Origin of the sequence: Chlorogloeopsis fritschii PCC 6912 (assembly GCF_000317285.1) — a bacterium.
Taxonomy (GTDB): domain Bacteria; phylum Cyanobacteriota; class Cyanobacteriia; order Cyanobacteriales; family Nostocaceae; genus Chlorogloeopsis; species Chlorogloeopsis fritschii.
Genome location: NZ_AJLN01000084.1, coordinates 48,191 through 66,779, shown reverse-complemented (window position 1 = coordinate 66,779; position 18,589 = coordinate 48,191). Strand labels below are relative to the sequence as shown.

At 40.9% G+C, this 18,589-nt stretch carries 18 protein-coding genes; 11 read left to right on the top strand and 7 right to left on the bottom strand.

Translation table 11 applies throughout. The features are described from left to right. Nucleotides 1-3: 3 nt before the first annotated feature. The 3 genes from glcD to UYC_RS0115830 all read right to left on the bottom strand — a co-directional run bounded on the left by glcD (nt 4) and on the right by UYC_RS0115830 (nt 2,630). Nucleotides 4-1,491: a glycolate oxidase subunit GlcD gene (gene glcD, locus UYC_RS0115840; protein WP_016872628.1), complete on the bottom strand. Its 1,488-nt coding sequence runs from the start codon at nt 1,489-1,491 to the stop codon at nt 4-6. Between the two features lie 110 nt (nt 1,492-1,601). After that, complete coding sequence (locus UYC_RS0115835) at nt 1,602-1,916, bottom strand: TetR/AcrR family transcriptional regulator C-terminal domain-containing protein (protein WP_016872629.1); 315 nt, start codon at nt 1,914-1,916, stop codon at nt 1,602-1,604. A 9-nt stretch (nt 1,917-1,925) separates the two neighbouring features. Further along, the gene (locus tag UYC_RS0115830) at nt 1,926-2,630 is read right to left on the bottom strand and encodes a DUF4286 family protein (RefSeq protein ID WP_026087310.1); all 705 of its coding nucleotides are present in this window, start codon (nt 2,628-2,630) and stop codon (nt 1,926-1,928) included. Nucleotides 2,631-3,075: 445 nt separating this feature from the next. On the opposite strand from UYC_RS0115830, the gene UYC_RS0115825 reads away from it, so the two are divergent. The 8 genes from UYC_RS0115825 to UYC_RS0115790 all read left to right on the top strand — a co-directional run bounded on the left by UYC_RS0115825 (nt 3,076) and on the right by UYC_RS0115790 (nt 9,243). Then, a complete protein-coding gene (locus tag UYC_RS0115825) occupies nt 3,076-3,702 on the top strand; it encodes a TetR/AcrR family transcriptional regulator (RefSeq protein ID WP_016872631.1) in 627 nt (208 codons plus the stop codon). A gap of 30 nt (nt 3,703-3,732) precedes the next feature. After that, nucleotides 3,733-5,019 carry an ABC exporter membrane fusion protein gene (locus UYC_RS0115820; RefSeq protein ID WP_016872632.1) on the top strand — a complete coding sequence of 429 codons (1,287 nt, stop codon included), beginning with the start codon at nt 3,733-3,735 and terminating at the stop codon, nt 5,017-5,019. A gap of 67 nt (nt 5,020-5,086) precedes the next feature. Further along, nucleotides 5,087-5,425 carry a DUF2834 domain-containing protein gene (locus UYC_RS0115815; protein WP_016872633.1) on the top strand — a complete coding sequence of 113 codons (339 nt, stop codon included), beginning with the start codon at nt 5,087-5,089 and terminating at the stop codon, nt 5,423-5,425. A gap of 73 nt (nt 5,426-5,498) precedes the next feature. Beyond that, complete coding sequence (locus tag UYC_RS0115810) at nt 5,499-5,705, top strand: hypothetical protein (RefSeq protein WP_016872634.1); 207 nt, start codon at nt 5,499-5,501, stop codon at nt 5,703-5,705. Nucleotides 5,706-5,709: 4 nt separating this feature from the next. Then, a complete protein-coding gene (locus UYC_RS0115805; protein WP_235082854.1) occupies nt 5,710-6,333 on the top strand; it encodes a GNAT family N-acetyltransferase in 624 nt (207 codons plus the stop codon). Nucleotides 6,334-6,407: 74 nt separating this feature from the next. Continuing rightward, nucleotides 6,408-7,571, top strand: a complete 1,164-nt coding sequence (gene devC, locus UYC_RS0115800) for an ABC transporter permease DevC (protein WP_016872636.1) — start codon at nt 6,408-6,410, stop codon at nt 7,569-7,571. Between the two features lie 176 nt (nt 7,572-7,747). Next, the gene (locus tag UYC_RS0115795; protein WP_016872637.1) at nt 7,748-8,458 is read left to right on the top strand and encodes a DevA family ABC transporter ATP-binding protein; all 711 of its coding nucleotides are present in this window, start codon (nt 7,748-7,750) and stop codon (nt 8,456-8,458) included. Between the two features lie 35 nt (nt 8,459-8,493). Beyond that, nucleotides 8,494-9,243: a Uma2 family endonuclease gene (locus tag UYC_RS0115790; RefSeq protein ID WP_016872638.1), complete on the top strand. Its 750-nt coding sequence runs from the start codon at nt 8,494-8,496 to the stop codon at nt 9,241-9,243. Between the two features lie 55 nt (nt 9,244-9,298). Here the strand turns inward: UYC_RS0115790 and UYC_RS0115785 are convergent, their stop codons facing one another. Together UYC_RS0115785 and miaA are read right to left on the bottom strand one after the other, a co-directional pair. Then, nucleotides 9,299-10,060: a GDSL-type esterase/lipase family protein gene (locus UYC_RS0115785; protein WP_016872639.1), complete on the bottom strand. Its 762-nt coding sequence runs from the start codon at nt 10,058-10,060 to the stop codon at nt 9,299-9,301. Between the two features lie 152 nt (nt 10,061-10,212). Then, nucleotides 10,213-11,172, bottom strand: a complete 960-nt coding sequence (gene miaA / locus UYC_RS0115780; protein ID WP_016872640.1) for a tRNA (adenosine(37)-N6)-dimethylallyltransferase MiaA — start codon at nt 11,170-11,172, stop codon at nt 10,213-10,215. A gap of 340 nt (nt 11,173-11,512) precedes the next feature. Here miaA and gyrB point away from each other — a divergent pair, with 340 nt between their 5' ends. After that, nucleotides 11,513-13,453: a DNA topoisomerase (ATP-hydrolyzing) subunit B gene (gene gyrB / locus UYC_RS0115775; RefSeq protein ID WP_016872641.1), complete on the top strand. Its 1,941-nt coding sequence runs from the start codon at nt 11,513-11,515 to the stop codon at nt 13,451-13,453. Between the two features lie 2,105 nt (nt 13,454-15,558). Continuing rightward, on the top strand, nt 15,559-16,740 hold the full coding sequence (rpoD, locus tag UYC_RS0115765) for an RNA polymerase sigma factor RpoD (RefSeq protein WP_016872643.1): 1,182 nt from the start codon (nt 15,559-15,561) through the stop codon (nt 16,738-16,740). A gap of 135 nt (nt 16,741-16,875) precedes the next feature. Here the strand turns inward: rpoD and UYC_RS0115760 are convergent, their stop codons facing one another. Then, a complete protein-coding gene (locus tag UYC_RS0115760) occupies nt 16,876-17,055 on the bottom strand; it encodes a chlorophyll a/b-binding protein (RefSeq protein WP_016872644.1) in 180 nt (59 codons plus the stop codon). Nucleotides 17,056-17,188: 133 nt separating this feature from the next. Then, the gene (locus tag UYC_RS0115755; protein WP_016872645.1) at nt 17,189-17,461 is read right to left on the bottom strand and encodes a hypothetical protein; all 273 of its coding nucleotides are present in this window, start codon (nt 17,459-17,461) and stop codon (nt 17,189-17,191) included. A gap of 327 nt (nt 17,462-17,788) precedes the next feature. Here UYC_RS0115755 and UYC_RS0115750 point away from each other — a divergent pair, with 327 nt between their 5' ends. Next, on the top strand, nt 17,789-18,493 hold the full coding sequence (locus UYC_RS0115750; RefSeq protein ID WP_016872646.1) for a hypothetical protein: 705 nt from the start codon (nt 17,789-17,791) through the stop codon (nt 18,491-18,493). The last annotated feature ends 96 nt before the right edge of the window (nt 18,494-18,589 follow it).

Below are 18,589 nucleotides of genomic sequence, written 5' to 3'. Positions count from 1 at the left end.
CGATTAAAAACGCTCCACTCCTTCCATAGCTTCAAACTTCTTGGTAGTCTCACCCATAGCTCTTGCGGCTTCCCCACAAGTGCGCGGAGTCGGGAAAATCTTTTCGGGATTAGCTAAACCCTTGGGATTGAAAACTTGCCGTACCCATTGCATTGTTTCTAAATCCGCAGTGGTAAACATCTCTGGCATATAGCATTTTTTATCTGCACCAATGCCATGCTCACCAGAAATACTGCCACCAACTTTCACACACAACTTGAGAATTTCTCCACCTAATTCTTCTACTGTTTCTAATGCACCCGGAACAGAATTATCATAAAGAACTAACGGGTGAAGGTTGCCATCGCCAGCGTGAAACACATTGGCGATGCGATAACCATATTTCTGACTTAATGCCTCAATTTCTTGTAGTACATAAGGCAACTGAGTACGAGGAATTACTCCATCTTGTACATAATAATCTGGACTTAAATGTCCGGCAGCGGCAAAAGCTGCTTTACGTCCTTTCCACAATTTCAGCCGTTGTTCTGGATCTTTCGCAGATGTGATGTTACGCGCACCATTTTGTTTACAAATCTCTGCTACTCTTTGCTTATTTGCTGCAACTTCCACTTCCAAACCATCAATTTCTACTAAAAGAATTGCCACGGCATCGCGAGGATAACAATTTAAGGCTGTGACATCTTCCACGGCGTTGATGCTGAGGTTATCCATGATTTCCATCCCACCAGGAATAATTCCCGCGCTGATGATGTCAGAAACACTCGCTCCTGCTGCTTCAATATTTGTAAAATCTGCTAGTAAAACACAGATTGATTCTGCACTTTTGAGAATTCGCAGCGTAATTTCTGTGGCAATACCTAAGGTTCCTTCCGAACCTACAAAAATACCCGTTAAATCATAACCAGGCATTTCGGGAATCTCTGCGCCCAAATCTAGAATTTCACCTTCAGGAGTGACTATTTTTAATCCCAAAACGTGGTTTGTCGTAACACCATACTTCAAACAATGCACTCCCCCAGAGTTTTCGGCAACATTACCACCAACAGAGCAGATAATTTGACTGGAAGGGTCAGGAGCGTAGTAAAATCCGGCACCACTTACTGTTTGAGTTACCCAACTATTAATCACCCCTGGTTGAACAATTACACGCTGATTTTCTAAATCTATGTTTAGTATTTGCCGCATCAAAGAAGTAACAATCAAAACGCTATTTTCAATCGGCAAAGCTCCACCCGATAAACCAGTACCAGAACCGCGAGCAATGAAGGGAACAGAGTATTTATTGCATATCTTTACTACCGCCGCCACTTGTTCTGTCGTTCTGGGTAATACCACCACTGCTGGGCGCTGGCGATAGCTGGTTAATCCGTCGCATTCATAGGTGATGAGTTCCTCACGACGTTGTACTACACCATTTTTGCCAAGTACAGCCTCGAATTCTTTAATGACGGGTTGCCAGTTACGTTGTTTTTTATCTTGGGTAAGCATAGGTAATTTTTATAGTTGCAAGAAGATATTCTGATTGCTTGTAGCGGTAGTAGGGGTGTATGAAGAATATTTTTCTTACACCCAAGCTTCTTGGAGATGTGCTGTTTAATTTAACATCCCACAGCGATCGCCTCTATACCTTTAAGGATAATATTTAGTTCGACCTTAATATCAGCTAGTGTCTCTTCTTGTGTGATACTACTAAAAACCCAAGACTGGGTGGGAAATTGCTCTAGTTGTTCGTCAAGCCGCGTCAATAAATTTTGTCGCTCACCAGGCTTTCCTAACCGCCCGGAACTCGCAGCTAGTGCAAATCCGTTCAAATAATCTACAACCAAATCTGCTGTTTGGGCGATCGCCCGTGGAGATAATCCGGCTTTGGCAAGTACTGTGTAGAGGACTTTGTTCGCCGAACACGTTGCCATAGCTTGACGCTAGCCTGGGCGGCGGAAAATAGGGCGGAAACTGCTTGCATCCTGATAGGTGATAGCTCGTCCTACCCAACTATTCCAATCTGCATTTGATCCAAACCGATGTGGACTACGCATCAGGGCAAAACTACGCTCTAGCTCCGTTTGGCTAGCGGCTTCGTAAATCGTCAGGTATCTTGTTGGAACAGCATTTACACTGGTATAGCGCCGGCAAGCAGCCCAGGTTGGCACATCCGCCATAATCTTCGATAGATATTCTTCTTCGTACCATCTCCGGAACTCAGGCTCCTGCTCAGGCTTTACCTCAACGGTAACAATGAACAGTATTCGGCTTCCGAAGGCACCATCCCAAGATACACGCTCGTGAGCGTAAGTCTCTCTATAAGTAATATTACGCACATCATGCAGGTGATTGGTTCCCCAGCGCTTCCAGGTTTCTTTTTCTGCCTCCCGCCCAGCTCGGTTAAGTGCCTTGATTCCGGTATCAATTAATGCTTCAGATCCAAACTCATAGATGGTGAGAAACTGTTTAGTAAACCACTTGAGGCTTCCTTCAACACCATACTCTTCATACCTACGGGCTGAAATAAGTTCTGGTATCACCTCAAGTAACCTGGGAATGTAGACGTGGTGGTAAAATTCGTTGAACCCAGCCTCTGCTTCAGGATCGACTCTGAGACTAACTGTCATGAGTGGTTTCCCGACCATAAAATCTCCATCACAAATGGACTTGAGCAAATATAAAGTTAACGCTTCCCACATCCATGTTCACTATCTTATCTAAGACAAACTATAAAGTTTCTCTTGAGGATGAGAAATTAACAATATCTTATGGCGCTTACTAAACCGTGAATTCTGCATCAGTACTAGACTTTTCAGGTGAGTCTCAACAAGCGCTGATCTCTTGATGTACGCGATTTGCGTGTGGTTCGCCTCGTTTAGAAACAATAATTAAGCTCATCCCACTTCTTTTGCCAATGGGATTAACCTGTAGGAAAGCCTGCACGTCATCAAGACGAACACATACCCTACAGGAATTTGAGTTTGGTGGGGAGCAGTATAAAATTAACGACATTACCATCCACGACGCTGATGCTTAATTCGTAATATTAGTACATAATATAACTAACGTTCGATATAAATAAATTTTGTAATGCCCAAAATAGTCGATCATGAACAATACCGCAAAGAGTTATTGATGAAATGCTTTGACTTGTTCGCCCAAAAAGGCTATGCCGCAATCACCATGCGAGAGATAGCTAAGGAACTCAATGTTTCTACTGGTACGCTGTATCATTATTTTCCCAATAAAGAGGCTTTATTTTTGCAGTTGGTTGAAGAGCAAACACGGCAAGATATCTTGAATTTTATTGCTGACGCCGGAGATGCCAAAACTTTACCAGAACGCATCGAAGCCTTAATGAATTTTCTTGCCAAAAATGAAGACTACTTTGCCAAACAAATTTTGCTGGGATTTGATTTCTATCAGCAGCAGCAACGAACTGACATATGGAACAACAAAACCCTCAGAAAAGCCTCGGAAGATACTATGCAGGCGCTTTCGGATTACTTGCAAATTCAAGATCAAGCAGTTATTGATTTCATTTGTAATTTCCTGAATGGAATTATTTATCGGCGAATGTTCGAGGGTGAAGCCGTTTCTCTTGCCGAACAAGGAGAACTACTAGCACAAATGTTAACTGCTTATTTCAATACTCAAGATAAAGCAAGTTCTGCTAATGGGAAGACTAAGAATATATACCCCCATTTTCCTAAATAAGTCTATTTCTAATTTAAATGAATAAGACATATGGCTGAACAATCTATCTCAAAACCTTTAACTCGGCGACTGATTAGCTTGATATTGACTGCTGCGGCGATTACTGGAGCGATCGCTTTATATGGAATTTCCCAATTTGACTTAGCAGGTAAGTCTGAGTCTCCCACCCCAGAAACACTGCCCCCAGTCAAAAAAGTTGCTGCTCTTGGGCGTTTGGAGCCAGAAGGGGAAGTAATTCGCTTGTCTGCACCTCTGGCTTTAGATGGCGATCGCGTGGCTAAAATACTCGTCAAACAGGGCGATAATGTACAAGCGGGGCAGGTAGTAGCAATTTTGGATTCGCAAAAACGCTTGCAAGATGCTGTATTGCAGGCAAAAGAGCAGGTGAAGATGGCTCAAGCAAAATTGGCACAGGTAAAAGCTGGAGCCAAAACTGGAGAAATTCAGGCACAACAGGCAAACATTAGCCGCTTGCAAGCCGAAAGACAAACGGAAATAGAGGCACAACAAGCAGCGATCGCCCGGTTAGCAGCAGAACAAAAGACAGAAATTCAAGCCCAACAAGCAGCGATCGCCCGGTTAGCAGCAGAATTGCGAAATGCGACGATGGAATATCAACGCCACGAAAAGCTGTATCAAGAGGGCGCACTTTCAGCATCATTAAGAGATAGTAAGCGCCTGAGTTTACAAACTGCACAGGAACAATTCAACGAAGCACAAGCAAACCTCAAACGTATCCAATCATCGCGACAGCAACAACTTGCCGAAGCCAGAGCAAACTTGAGACGCATTCAAACATCTCGCCAAGAAGAATTAAACTCTGCGAGAGCGACTCTGAACCAAATTGCTGAAGTTCGCCCGGTAGATGTGCAGGCAGCCCAGGCAGAAGTAGACAATGCTAAAGCGGCACTGCAACAAGCACAAACTAACCTCGAACAAGCTTACATCCGCGCACCCATCGCCGGGCAGATTCTCAAAATTCACACACGAGCCGGAGAAAAAATTGCTGATGCAGGCATTGCGGATTTGGGGCAAACTCAGCAGATGGCGGTAGTTGCAGAAGTTTATCAAACTGACATCGGCAAAATTAAGCTAGGGCAGCAAGCGGTAATTACGAGTCAAGCATTTTCAGGAGAATTGCGTGGCAAAGTTTCCCAAATTGGCTTGCAGGTGAATAGACAGAATGTCTTCAGCAATCAACCAGGAGAAAATCTGGATCGCCGTGTCGTAGAAGTGAGAATTCGCCTCAACCCTGAAGATAGCAAGCAAGTTACTGCTCTCACCAACTTGCAGGTGCAAACAGCAATTGAGTTGTAAAGTTTTTTTGCTGTAATTTATAACGAATGTTTGATATATCTGCAATCTATCAAAGGAGGTTGTCAATATGCTTCAAGGTATCTACTTGATACTTAGCATTCTCGGTTTAACCCTACCTTACTCCCAATTCATTTCATTTCTGTTAGAACACGGTTTTGACATCAAGTTGTTTTTAGAACATCTGTTTGCCAATCGAATTTCTGCCTTCTTTGGCATGGATGTATTTATCTCAGCTCTAGTTCTGTTAATGTTCGTGTTTTGGGAAGGAACACGCCTAAAGATGAAATTTCTTTGGGTTTATATTGTTAGCACTCTTACAGTTGGAGTTTCATTTGGGCTTCCCTTATTTTTACTCATGCGACAGCGTCAGTTAGAAAAGCAATCTAACTCGCTTTTTTCTACTTAAATTGTTTCCTTTGAAGTTAACTCAAACTATTACATCATCAAGAGTTAGCTCTAGACTGACACATTCACAAAATATGAAAATTCAGTCTTGTAGAACTTCCCTCGTTTGGTTTCGGTTGCTCCGCAGAACCTATCCTTGGATAACTTTGTTTATTACTGGTTGCAAAATAATTTACTCCAATGGAATTCAACAGGATAGAGAAAAAGTACGCTTCATGCTGGCAATGACAAAGATTGATTTTGTACGTGTTTATCAATTTCTCAATGATTTGCTGTGGTGAAATCATGATGACTTCTAATCTTGTACGACTTGAGCGATCGCAAATTAATCCGGCAAGTGAAATCTTAGTAAAGGCATTTGATGACGATCCGGTATTAAACTGTCTGATTTCACCAAGCGATCGCATGAAAGTAAATGCCCTCAACAGCCTATTTAAAGGAATTTTGCTTGCTAGCTTGCCTTACAACCATATCTACACAACCGTAGGTAGCATCAAAGGTGTTGCTGCTTGGTTACCTCCAAATCATTCTCACCTGAATATTTTTCATTTTTTGCCGACAGTATTTTCCTTAACTTTCAAATTGGGTTTATCCAAAGTAGGGCGATTGATATCAATACTCTCTGTATTAGAGGAATATCATAAAGGCGATCTACCCCAACCACACTGGTATCTCAACCTTCTTGGTGTTTCACCTGCCCATCAAGGGCAAGGAATTGGTAGTTTATTGCTACAGCCAATTCTTCAACAGGCAGATAGTCAACGTTTACCTTGCTATCTAGAAACTTCTACTCCAAAAGCTGTTCGCTTTTATCAAAAAAATGGTTTTGAAGTGCTGAAAACCCTTGATTTACTCGAAGGAAGCTCTCTGATTTGGACGATGAAACGAGAGCCTCTAAGTATCAAGTAGCAATTTGAATTTAACTTAATACATAACGAACGTCCGATATAAATTTTACTTTCTCTTTTTAAAGAACTGTCATTATGCTTCGTAAACTATTTCGCCGTACACCCCTAGCATGGCTCCAGCTAAAGAAAGAAAAAACACGCTTGGCAGTAGCATTAGCGGGAATCGCTTTTGCGGATATGCTGATGTTTGTGCAAATGGGATTACTAGATGCGCTCCTAGATAGTGCAACCCAAGCTCATCAAAATCTACAAGCAGATTTAGTTTTAATTAATCCGCAGTTTCAATCTCTGATTTCTGTCAAAAGCTTTCCTAGAGAGAGATTGCAGCAAACCTTAGCTTACGATCGCGTCAAATCAGTTCGTCCTTTGTACATCAACGTTGCCCAATGGCGCAATCCTGAAACTCGCATTACCCGGAGTATTTTAGTGTGGGGGATAGATCCGGCAAACCCACCATTTGATAACCCAGAGGTAAATAAACATTTAGGGCAACTTAAGTTACTAGATCGGGTACTATTTGATCTTGCTTCTCGACCAGAATACGGCCCCATCCCCGATTTAGTAAAGCAGCATGGCAGTGTGGAAGCCGAGGTAAATAGCCAAACTGTACAAACGGTAGGGTTATTTCAGCTTGGCGTGTCTTTTGGTGCTGACGGTAACATTATCAGCAGCGATTCTACTTTTCTTAAATTATTTCCAGAACGCAAGCCAAATCAAATTGAAGTTGGGCTAATTAACCTAGAGCCAGGCACAAACGTGCAAGCTGTGCGATCGCAACTCATAAGAGCTTTGCCCAATGATGTCAAAGTATTGACTCCCCAAGAATTTGCTCAAACAGAAATAGATTACTGGAGTAATCAGGGAATTGGCTTTATCTTCGGAATGGGAGCGGCAGTAGGATTTATCGTTGGGATTGTGATTGTTTACCAGATTCTCTATGCCGACGTTTCCGATCACCTGCCAGAATACGCCACATTAAAAGCGATGGGATATAGCGATCGCTATCTTATGACAATGCTCATGCAAGAAGCTTTATTACTAGCGGCATTAGGCTTTATTCCTGGAGTGCTTTTATCTATCGGGCTTTATCAAATCACCTATGCTGCGACTTTGATACCGATTGGCATGAAACTCAATCGTGCGATTTTTGTGTTGCTATTGACGATTATCATGTGCAGTGGTTCAGGAGCGATCGCCCTGCGAAAACTCAGAGCCGCCGATCCAGCAGATATGTTTTGAGGCTAAGTAGCAGAAGGCAGTCGTTATGAAACAAGTCGCACAACGAATTGGTGAAAACCTCTTTTCCCTAGTCCCTAGTCTCTAGCCCCTAGCCCCTATTTTCAAGACAGGAGGCAGAAGGAAAACCACCTATTTAATAGTTAATAGCTATCAACAATTAACAATTAACAATCAATATGGAACCAATTATTTCTATCCAAAACCTCAATCATTATTTTGGGCAAGGCTCACTTCGCAAGCAAGTGTTAATTGATATTAACTTAGATATTTATCGAGGGGAAATTGTCATTTTAACTGGCCCTTCTGGCTCTGGTAAAACTACATTATTAACTTTAATGGGTGGCTTACGTTCTGCACAAGAAGGTAGTTTGAAGATACTAGGGCAACAAATGTGTGGAGCAAACAAGAGACAATTAACAGAAATTCGCCGTCAGATTGGTTATATTTTTCAGGCGCATAATCTGATGACTTTTTTGACAGCAAAGCAAAATGTCCGAATGTCGTTAGAACTTCATGAAGAGATTTTAGATGAAGATTTAGATGCCAAAGCAACAGCTATTTTAGAACACGTTGGTTTAGGCGATCGCGTCAATTATTATGCCGAAAACTTATCAGGTGGACAGAAACAACGCGTAGCAATAGCTCGTGCTTTAGTAAGTCATCCTAAAATCGTTTTAGCAGATGAACCGACTGCTGCCCTAGATAAAAAATCTGGGCGAGATGTAGTGGAATTGATGCACAAATTAGCAAAAGAACAGGGTTGTACTATCTTAATGGTGACGCACGATAACCGCATTTTAGATATAGGCGATCGTATTATCTACATGGAAGACGGTCATCTTAAAAATGATAGTGTAGATGCAGACGTTTTAACTCCAATCAACTAACGTAAAAATAAAGCTCTCAAGAGGTAGATAAACTCATGGTTGAGCAACTTCTAATCAATGATGATAATTTCTATGTACCTGATGCCAATCAGCTAGTAACTGAAGACGACACGCCTGTGGATAATTTTGCTTCTGCTAAACAACAACGCCTTTTAGTAAGTTCTCTTTACAGCTCTTTACAAAATCAGATTTTTTTAGCTGAAGCAAATGTCGGCATTTACTACATTTACAAACAATCCCCCATCATGCCAGACGTCTTCCTCAGCCTGAATGTGCAAGTGCCTGAGAACTGGTGGGAGAAGCAAAATCGTTGCTATATGCTTTGGGAATTTGGCAAAACCCCAGAAGTTGCGATCGAAATTGTCTCTAACAGAGAAGGCGATGAACTAGGAAGCAAACTGAAAATTTATGAACAAATGCGGGTGAGTTACTACGTAGTCTACGATCCTACTCGACAGTTAGGAGAGCAGCAGTTACGTATTTATGAACTTCGGGGGGCGAGGTACTTTGAAACATCAGAAACTTGGTTAGAGCAAGTTGGTTTAGGGTTAACTCTCTGGCAGGGAGAATTTGAAAGCAGACAGGATATTTGGTTGCGCTGGTGTTATCAAGATGGTACCGTTCTTCCGACAGGGGATGAACGTGCCGAAGTGGCTGAACAACGTGCTGAACAGGAACGCTTAGAAAAAGAACAGCAAAAACAACGCGCTGAGATTGCAGAACAACGCGCTCAATTATTAGCAGAACAATTGCGTGCTATGGGAATAGATCCAGATGCACTGTAGAAAATCCTAAGATGAAATGCTTATGAGATTGGTATACCTTTACAAATATAATTTCTCAGCTTTTTTGTATTTCGGAAGTAGCTAAATATTTTTCAATTACTGATTTCCAAACTAAGTATGCGTGACCATTTAGATGTAGACCATCTACTGTATATTTAACATCCAATTGGTTTTCCGAATCTATTAATTTAGAAAATAAATCTATATATTTATAGTTAAATTTTTGGGCAAGCTTTTGTAAGCCTAAATTAAGATTGATGATATTTTTATTGTCGTGCCAATATATATAAATTTTATTATGAACAGGCAATACACTTTGAATAAAAATTTCTGTGTGTGGTGTTTTCTCTTGAAACTCTTGTAAAATTTCCTGATAACTTTCTAAAATTTCTATAACTGATTTCTTACTATTTATTAAATCATTGATACCTATCATTAAAAATATTTGTTTAGGCTGCGATGCTATAATTGTACTAAGACGATATAATATTCTTTCTGTTGTATCACCAGAAATACCTCTGTTTTTAACCTTGATATTTCCTAATAACTCTATCCATTCACCTTCATCAGTTATACTATCTCCTAACATAATAATTTCAGATTCAGTTTGAGGCAATAATTCATATTGACTCTTCTTATGCCAATAATAAGGAGGATAATCAAGATGAAGACTTTTTTGAAGATTCAAAAATTTTAGTGTCTTCAAAAATAAATAGTAATATCGAGCTTTTTTAAGAAAAATAAAACCACCAATAAAAAAACATAAAATATTAATACCGACAGAAATCCACAGTAAAAATATGACTTGATTATTCATAGTAAAAATTTAAGATTAAGCTATAAATACTTAACTAATTACAGCCGTTTACTGTAAGGTGGTATTACTCGCCAATATATTCAATGCTTACCAGATAGACTTGACAGGCAATGCCCATCCTACTTGATTATTCATAGTTACAATCCGACTTTTTAAGAGTTAGCAATAAATTCCTGAACTCGCAGCCACACTTTGTTTAATAAATCTGGGCTTTCTACATCAAACCACTCAATTTGCGAATAAGCGCGAAACCAAGTACGCTGTCGTTTAGCAAATTGGCGCGTGTGCAAAACTGTCAATTCTTTTGCTTTCTCCAAAGAAATATCCCCTGCCAAATATTGTTTTATCTCTTGATATCCTAAAGTGTTGAGCAAAGGCAAGTCGGTACCATATTTTTGACACAGACGCTCAACTTCAGCTACCAAACCATCTGCGATCATTTGTTCGGTACGCTGGGCTATGCGACGGGTGAGATGAGCAGAGTCACAATCTAAACCTATTTGCAAAATAGGATAATTGGGAGGATTTTCACCTTGTTGCTCAGAAATTGGACGACCAGTAACATAATAGACTTCTAATGCTCTCAAAGTTCGTACTGAATCGTGGGGATGAATTTTTTGGGCTGCAACAGAGTCAACTTGTTGTAGCATGGCGTAAAGCTGAACTTGGGAGAGAGATTCAAGTTGCGATCGCAAATCTTTTTGAGGTGCTACCCTCGGAATTTTCATACCTTGGGCGATCGAGCGTATATACAAGCCAGTACCACCCACAAGGAGGGGGGGAGGGGGAGAGGGGGAGAGGGGGAGAGAATTATTCTCATTGTCTCGCTGTCCCCGCGTCTCCCTGTCCCCTTGTCCTGATATTAATGCTTGCGCCCGCTCCTGATAATCTGCTACCGTCATAGTTTCTTTGGGATCGCATATATTAATCAAATAGTGGGGTACTAATTTTTGTTCGGCTGCGGTTGGTTTAGCTGTGCCAATATCAAATTCTCTGTATACTTGACGAGAATCTGCACTCAGAATTACAGTACCTAATTGCATTGCTATAGTTAATGCTAAACCCGACTTACCCGTTGCCGTTGCGCCACAAATCACAATTAATTTAGTCATTAGTCATTGGTCATTTGTCATTTGTTAGTAGGGGAGGCAGCGCGCCCTTGCGGGTTAAGCGCCTTGTAGCGACTGCCGTGCGGGTTTTATGGATAATCTTGCCGTTCAAGCTGATAATTTATCTTCTAAACCCGCCCGTACAGTAGTTAGTAGTTCTCCTCTGCTCCCCTGCCCCGTGTCCCCTTCCACCCCCACTTCACATGGGGGTTGCAACCCCTATTTGATTTTCTCGTCAAACTGGTCTAAAGTCGCCTATAAGGCTTTTGTGTTAAAATTTTGGAGTGTTTTAGACTTTTTCGCCTTTAGGCGATTTTCACCCCCACTTATCAGGAGAATTTTCATGACGAGCAGTTACAGTGCCGAACAGATTCAAGTTCTGGAAGGTCTGGAACCCGTCCGCAAACGACCGGGGATGTATATTGGTTCCACAGGGCCGCGAGGACTTCACCATTTGGTGTACGAGGTGGTGGACAACTCGATTGATGAGGCTTTGGCGGGATACTGTACCCATGTGGAGGTGGATCTCAACGCCGATGGTTCTGTTACTGTAACAGATGATGGTCGAGGTATTCCTACCGATATCCACCCACAAACAGGAAAGTCGGCATTGGAAACTGTATTAACCGTACTGCACGCTGGGGGTAAGTTTGGCGGCGGTGGCTATAAAGTTTCTGGAGGACTGCACGGGGTTGGTATTTCTGTCGTTAACGCCTTATCTGAGTGGGTGGAAGTGAAGGTTTGGCGAGATAAAAAGGTTTATGCCCAGCGTTATGAACGAGGTGTTCCCGTTACCGAACTGACAGCAAAACCTTACAAAGAGAATCGCACCGGCACTTCTGTCAATTTCAAACCAGATCCCCAAATCTTTACTACTGACACTGAGTTTGACTATATTACTTTAGCAAGTCGTTTGCGAGAGTTAGCATATCTCAATGCCGGTGTCAAAATTACGTTTACTGACTATCGCTTGCAACTACTAAAAAGCGATCAGCCCAAAGTAGAAACCTACGAGTATAAGGGCGGCATTCGCGAATACATTGCTTATATGAATGCTGATAAGCAACCACTGCATGAAGAAATCATTTACGTCCAAGGAGAACGTAACAACGTTCAAGTCGAAGTGTCATTGCAGTGGTGTACTGACGCCTATACAGATAATGTATTGGGTTTTGCTAATAATATTCGCACGGTGGATGGCGGTACGCACTTAGAAGGTTTAAAGGCAGTTCTGACGCGCACTCTAAATGCGATCGCCCGCAAGCGTAACAAAATTAAAGAAAATGAACCCAACCTCAGTGGCGAACACGTCCGCGAAGGTTTGACTGGCGTCATTTCTGTGAAAGTTCCAGATCCCGAATTTGAAGGGCAAACTAAAACTAAACTTGGTAATACCGAAGTTCGCGGCATTGTTGATTCGTTAGTGGGAGAATCTCTCACCGAATACCTAGAATTTCGCCCCAGTATCGCCGATGCCATTTTAGATAAAGCCATCCAAGCCTTTAAAGCGGCAGAAGCTGCCCGTCACGCACGGGAATTGGTGCGCCGCAAGTCAGTTTTGGAATCTTCGCCACTACCTGGGAAATTAGCGGATTGCAGTACCAGAGATCCAAGAGAATCAGAAATTTTTCTTGTGGAAGGCGACTCCGCAGGTGGAAGTGCCAAACAAGGGCGCGATCGCCGCTTCCAAGCTATCCTTCCCCTACGCGGTAAAATCCTCAACATTGAAAAAACTGACGACGCTAAAATCTATAAAAACAATGAAATCCAGTCTTTAATCACTGCCCTGGGTTTGGGTGTCAAAGGCGAAGAATTCGATGCTTCCCAACTGCGCTATCACCGAATTGTGATCATGACTGACGCTGATGTAGATGGTGCCCACATCCGCACTTTGTTGTTGACTTTCTTTTATCGTTATCAACGGGCGTTAATTGAACAAGGCTACGTCTATATCGCTTGCCCACCCCTCTATAAAATAGAGCGAGGACGCAGTCATTACTATTGCTATAGCGATCGCGAAAAAGATAACCTGATTCGACACGAGTTTCCCGAAAACGCCAACTATACCATCCAGCGGTTCAAAGGTTTGGGTGAAATGATGCCCGAACAACTTTGGACAACCACGATGAACCCAGAAAGCCGTACCCTCAAGCAAGTGGAAATTGAAGATGCAGCCGAAGCCGATCGCATTTTCACAATTTTGATGGGCGATCGTGTGGCACCCCGTCGTGAATTTATTGAAACCTATGGTTCTAAACTCGATCTCACGGAGCTAGACATTTAATACATCCTCAATTCTCCACCAAGTTAGTAGTGGACAAAACTAAATGGGTAATAGGTTTTCATCTATTGCCCATTACCAAGAATTTTCAAAACTGGTAGCACGCCCAATTAGAAAACAGTAGACAAATCACCGAGATTTTGTTGTTTTTGTAAAATTTCAAGACCAAAATTCAACATTATCTGACAAATAAGGCTATTTAGATATGTTTATGATTTCTTATCAAAAAAGCAAGACCACTACAAAATATTAGTAGTATTAGATATTACATTAAGCTTGAGATAAGTTATCAATATATGTTTTTTGTTAATGTTATTTTTTTAACTATGTTTTTATGAAATTTATTATGAAGGTTTAGGGAAAATATCTAATAAATATAGAATTCAGTAATTAGGCACTAATCTTTTTGTACTTAGTTGATATGTATATTTACACTCTGCTTATCTTTGCGATTATCAATAAGTACCTAAACAAAATTAATTACATATTTTTTTGCGGTTCCCTGTTTCCCGTTCCTCCGAACTTCTGAGCCTCCTTGTGGAGGAGCAACGCTTTCGGAGGAAACCACCGCACCCTGACGAGAAGCCCTCCGGCGTCTACGTGACGGGAAGGGGAGCCACTGCGGTGAAGCAGCCCCCAGAAAGGCGGTTTCCGGCGTAGACGCACTTTTCTCGGCTTCCCATCAGGGTAGGGGGACTGCTGTAGACGCCCGAAGGGTGGACGGTGAGTGCAGCCGCGTGCGGGGGTCTCCCCCCAACCCCACTTCTAATTGTGCTTGCTAACACCGCGATCGCCTGCCATTAATTCCATTTCATTGAAGCTTTAGACTGATAAACTACATTAAGCTTAAAAAAGCACATTTATTTATATAGTGTATGTTCACCAGGCTTGGTCAAAGTCGATTTTTGCCTCACACCCTTTGTCAAGCTCAAGTGGCTTGCGCATACACTCTTGTTTCATGTCAAATTATTCGGTTGAGTTGCTTCTATAAATCTTATTTATCTGATCCCTGACTCAGGCGAGTGTATATTTTGCATTGAACGTATGCAATTTTGCCTATAGTAGGCTAATATCGATAGTCTTGGCTGTCAAATCCTATCTGAATTGATTAAAATATCGGTGTATACAATAAAAACAGTTTGTCAAGTTGCAAAGGGTGGAATTTTCGGTAAAACTCTAACTAGCGATTAAAACCCATTCATCGGAATCAAGAGAAATGTTGGTCTTCATCACTGCCCTTGCCAAAACTTCTACTTTCAGTCTAGGCAATTGACCTTCATAAGACCAGAGTGCCTTTACAAAAGCACTAAAATTCGCAGATCGGGAAATTAATGTTTAACAGACGCTACTCCAAATAATATGAAAGTAACGGTTAACTACAAATAAAACTAAAGAACAAGTCAGTATTTTATGAAGTAAATGTAAAAATTAGTACGCTATATCTGTCCGCTACAACTGACATTAAATGCGTTACTTTAAAATGTTGTAGTTAGTACATAAAATCTAATACAAGTAACTTTACTTATTTTTCAAATTAATGATAATGCAACGAGAGTTACAACAAGATTTGGAGAAAATTCAAGCGTATGAGTACCGTTCTCAGTATGTTTTTGCTACAACAGCTTTTACCTTACTTAATTTTCACCTTACCTAATTAGTTTATGGAAAAGACACAAAAGCAGTGCAATTTTTGTGAAACAGGCTACAATCGGAACAGTCTTTACACAAAAATCTTCCAACAGTCAGATTTATTCTTATGGAGTGGTAAATTTTTTTAGCAAGATGAGTCTTCTTTAGACAAGTCAGTTAAAAATTGTGTTGATCGGCGACACAATAGCATTTACTAAGATGAGAATTTACCTTGGTGGGTACTGCTGTGGCAGAAGAAAACACAGACTAAACATTTATTACTTACCAAGCACTCATTTTTAAGTCTTTTACCGGGGGTATATATCAGTGTCCTTCCAAAAAAGGAGTAAACCTTCCGGAAAATTTTTAGCTAAATTAGCTAAAAAGCCTTTTATAAAAAAGGCAAATAGCTCGCTTAATTTAAGAGCAACAGAAATATCTTGAGTAATTGATTCTGCAAGGAGCATGAGGAACGCGGCATGAACCAGGCTAACAACGTACTCGACAACATTTATCAGCCTGACCTAGAAATTGAGATGAATCAGCCTGAATTGTTAGAAGAACTCTTGCTGGATGATGATGTAGAAGAGGACTTGCTGATCAGCGATGAAGGCGAGCTCGACGAAGAATTTTTAGAACCTCAGTCTGATGAGGACGACGCTAAGTCTGGGAAAGCCGCAAAATCGCGTCGTCGGTCACAAAGCAAGAAAAAGCATTATACCGAAGATTCGATTCGTCTTTACTTGCAGGAAATCGGTCGGATTCGCCTGCTTCGAGCTGACGAAGAGATTGAACTGGCAAGAAAAATTGCAGATTTATTGGAATTAGAGCGAGTGCGCGATCGCCTGCACCAGCAGCTAGAACGCGAACCTCAATACAGCGAATGGGCTGAAGCAGCAAAAATGCCGCTGCCGCAATTTCGCCATCGTCTGCACATCGGTCGCCGGGCAAAAGACAAAATGGTGCAATCGAACCTGCGTCTTGTAGTTTCAATTGCCAAGAAGTACATGAATCGTGGCTTATCTTTCCAAGATTTGATTCAAGAAGGTAGCCTCGGTTTGATTCGTGCCGCTGAAAAGTTTGACCACGAGAAAGGCTATAAGTTTTCTACATACGCTACATGGTGGATTCGTCAGGCAATTACCAGAGCGATCGCCGATCAGTCCCGTACTATTCGCCTTCCCGTCCACCTTTACGAAACCATCTCCAGAATTAAAAAGACTACTAAGCTGCTTTCTCAAGAAATGGGACGTAAACCCACTGAGGAAGAAATTGCGACAAGAATGGAGATGACTATCGAAAAACTGAGGTTTATTGCTAAATCAGCCCAGTTACCAATTTCTTTGGAAACGCCCATTGGGAAAGAAGAAGATTCTCGACTGGGCGATTTTATTGAGTCTGATGGTGAAACCCCAGAAGATCAAGTTTCCAAAAATCTATTACGGGAAGATTTGGAAAAAGTCCTCGACAGCCTCAGCCCCCGCGAACGCGATGTTCTGCGACTGCGTTACGGTTTAGATGACGGGCGGATGAAGACTTTAGAAGAAATCGGACAGATTTTCAATGTCACCCGCGAACGCATTCGTCAAATTGAAGCGAAAGCGCTGCGTAAATTACGTCACCCCAATCGCAACAGCGTTCTGAAAGAATACATCCGCTAGTCATTAGTTCTCAGTCATTAGCCGTTTGTGTATGACTAATGACCAAAGATAGTTAAAAACCTGGGAGTGTTAATTCACCCCAGGTTTTCTTATTTATCTATTTATGTTTATCTTTAAGGATCGGCTGTTGTCAATTTACAGGATACCCCAGAAGTGTAAAAAGCCTTGACCAGAAAATAATTCAATCAAAGCAGCAGCTAAAAAGCCGATCATCGCCAAACGGCCATTCCAGATTTCTGCTTGTGGGGTAAAGCCCCAACGCCAAGCATTGCGATCATCTGTTACAGGGGCAGTAATTTTTGTTGTGTCTTGCATGGGTGGCACTCCAAAATAAATTTACTAAGTTTTGCAAGCTTTTGTTAATTAATATAACAAGTATTTTAAGAAGTGCAACTTTTATTTGAGTTTTTTGTATAAGATTCACTTATGGTTTGTATGTAGAGACTAATCAAGGGCTAAACTCATCTCTATTATCTAGCAATTGAAAGATATTTGCATTAATCTTAGGTTGAGTATGGAAATCATTCATAATATTTCCAAAATTGATTGCTGCAAGCGATTTCAAGAAAGCGCAATCATCAAGCTTGTTGATATTTTGGAATAAAAAGAAGTTGTGCGCCAGGTGAAGCCACATAGCGTCAGTCGCTACAATGCTCTTACAAAGGGCACTAGCTCCATCTACCGTGGGAACCCCAAAGTCCCTCGTTTTAGCAACTGTCATCCAGACTTCTAGTCACAAATATGCAAATATTTATCAATTATTGATTATAAATTGTCTAATAATATGTATTAATTACTACATATAAGCGAGAAGATGAAATTTATATGCACAAAAATATCTACTTCTCGATATATTTATTAGAATTTTATTAACTTAAAATTAATCTCAACATAATTTTCCGTTAATCTCTGATTAACTGAGTTTTTTAATTCTATACATTCGTCAATTACAAAGGGTTAACTCAGGACGGCTCAGAGAATGATTGTGCTAACTCGACACAACATCTTTAAGTTGCTGTCTAAAAAAAGCAAATGAAGGCAAGAGTTTATGTTAAAAAGCAGGGAGCAGCAGGACGAAATCCACGCTACAGGATTTAGATTAGCTCAATTAAAAGCATTACTGCCAATTATTTTGTTGATATACGCACCAGTACTTATTCTCTTTGCAATCTTAAAATTACAAACAAAAATACCTGTATCGCTTCTTACACGAGATCCATTGGCGATCATCGAAGCACCATTTTATTGGGGGGCAATTTCCAACTTTGGTGTATTAATGTGGTGTGCTGCTGTAGTTATTCCTTGGTTCAGCTTTAGGTTACTCGAACAGGTAAAAAATAACAAAGAATTTAATCTTTTTTTTCTATTTTCTGGCGGTCTCTCATCTATCTTGTTGCTAGATGATCTTTTTCTGCTTCATGAAGAAGTGTTTCCAAAATATCTCAATATTCCTGAAAAGCTCGTCTTTCTTGTATATGGGATGATGATTTTGTTTTACCTAATCAAGTTTGGGAAAATCATCTTGAAGACAAACTTTATCTTGATTGTTCTTGCTTTTGGCTTTTTTGGATGCTCAGTAGTTATTGATTTGCTTCCATTTGAAGCTTGGCTTGGAAATGAAGATCAATTCTTACTGGAAGATGGTTTGAAGTTTTTGGGAATCTTAAGTTGGCTTATTTACTTCGCGATAACTTGTGCAGAGCGGTTTAAACGAATACTGATACTTGAAACTATCAAACATAGTAGATTCTAGACTCAGAGGTTGGTTTTACCTCAGACATTGTGAATGCTGCGGCTTTAACAAAAGCGGCAATATCAGTATCTTGCTAGTTGTCAAATTCACTTCGCA

Excerpts from the sequence above, each read along its gene's own strand:
- UYC_RS0115755 (WP_016872645.1), bottom strand. The coding sequence starts at position 17,461 with ATGACAGTTGCTAAAACGAGGGACTTTGGGGTTCCCACGGTAGATGGA.
- gyrB (WP_016872641.1), top strand. The coding sequence starts at position 11,513 with ATGACGAGCAGTTACAGTGCCGAACAGATTCAAGTTCTGGAAGGTCTG.
- UYC_RS0115815 (WP_016872633.1), top strand. The coding sequence starts at position 5,087 with ATGCTTCAAGGTATCTACTTGATACTTAGCATTCTCGGTTTAACCCTA.
- miaA (WP_016872640.1), bottom strand. The coding sequence starts at position 11,172 with ATGACTAAATTAATTGTGATTTGTGGCGCAACGGCAACGGGTAAGTCG.
- UYC_RS0115830 (WP_026087310.1), bottom strand. The coding sequence starts at position 2,630 with ATGGTCGGGAAACCACTCATGACAGTTAGTCTCAGAGTCGATCCTGAA.
- glcD (WP_016872628.1), bottom strand. The coding sequence starts at position 1,491 with ATGCTTACCCAAGATAAAAAACAACGTAACTGGCAACCCGTCATTAAA.
- UYC_RS0115790 (WP_016872638.1), top strand. The coding sequence starts at position 8,494 with ATGGTTGAGCAACTTCTAATCAATGATGATAATTTCTATGTACCTGAT.
- UYC_RS0115810 (WP_016872634.1), top strand. The coding sequence starts at position 5,499 with ATGAAAATTCAGTCTTGTAGAACTTCCCTCGTTTGGTTTCGGTTGCTC.
- UYC_RS0115795 (WP_016872637.1), top strand. The coding sequence starts at position 7,748 with ATGGAACCAATTATTTCTATCCAAAACCTCAATCATTATTTTGGGCAA.
- UYC_RS0115820 (WP_016872632.1), top strand. The coding sequence starts at position 3,733 with ATGGCTGAACAATCTATCTCAAAACCTTTAACTCGGCGACTGATTAGC.
- UYC_RS0115805 (WP_235082854.1), top strand. The coding sequence starts at position 5,710 with ATGATGACTTCTAATCTTGTACGACTTGAGCGATCGCAAATTAATCCG.
- UYC_RS0115825 (WP_016872631.1), top strand. The coding sequence starts at position 3,076 with ATGCCCAAAATAGTCGATCATGAACAATACCGCAAAGAGTTATTGATG.
- rpoD (WP_016872643.1), top strand. The coding sequence starts at position 15,559 with ATGAACCAGGCTAACAACGTACTCGACAACATTTATCAGCCTGACCTA.
- UYC_RS0115835 (WP_016872629.1), bottom strand. The coding sequence starts at position 1,916 with ATGGCAACGTGTTCGGCGAACAAAGTCCTCTACACAGTACTTGCCAAA.
- UYC_RS0115785 (WP_016872639.1), bottom strand. The coding sequence starts at position 10,060 with ATGAATAATCAAGTCATATTTTTACTGTGGATTTCTGTCGGTATTAAT.
- devC (WP_016872636.1), top strand. The coding sequence starts at position 6,408 with ATGCTTCGTAAACTATTTCGCCGTACACCCCTAGCATGGCTCCAGCTA.
- UYC_RS0115750 (WP_016872646.1), top strand. The coding sequence starts at position 17,789 with ATGTTAAAAAGCAGGGAGCAGCAGGACGAAATCCACGCTACAGGATTT.
- UYC_RS0115760 (WP_016872644.1), bottom strand. The coding sequence starts at position 17,055 with ATGCAAGACACAACAAAAATTACTGCCCCTGTAACAGATGATCGCAAT.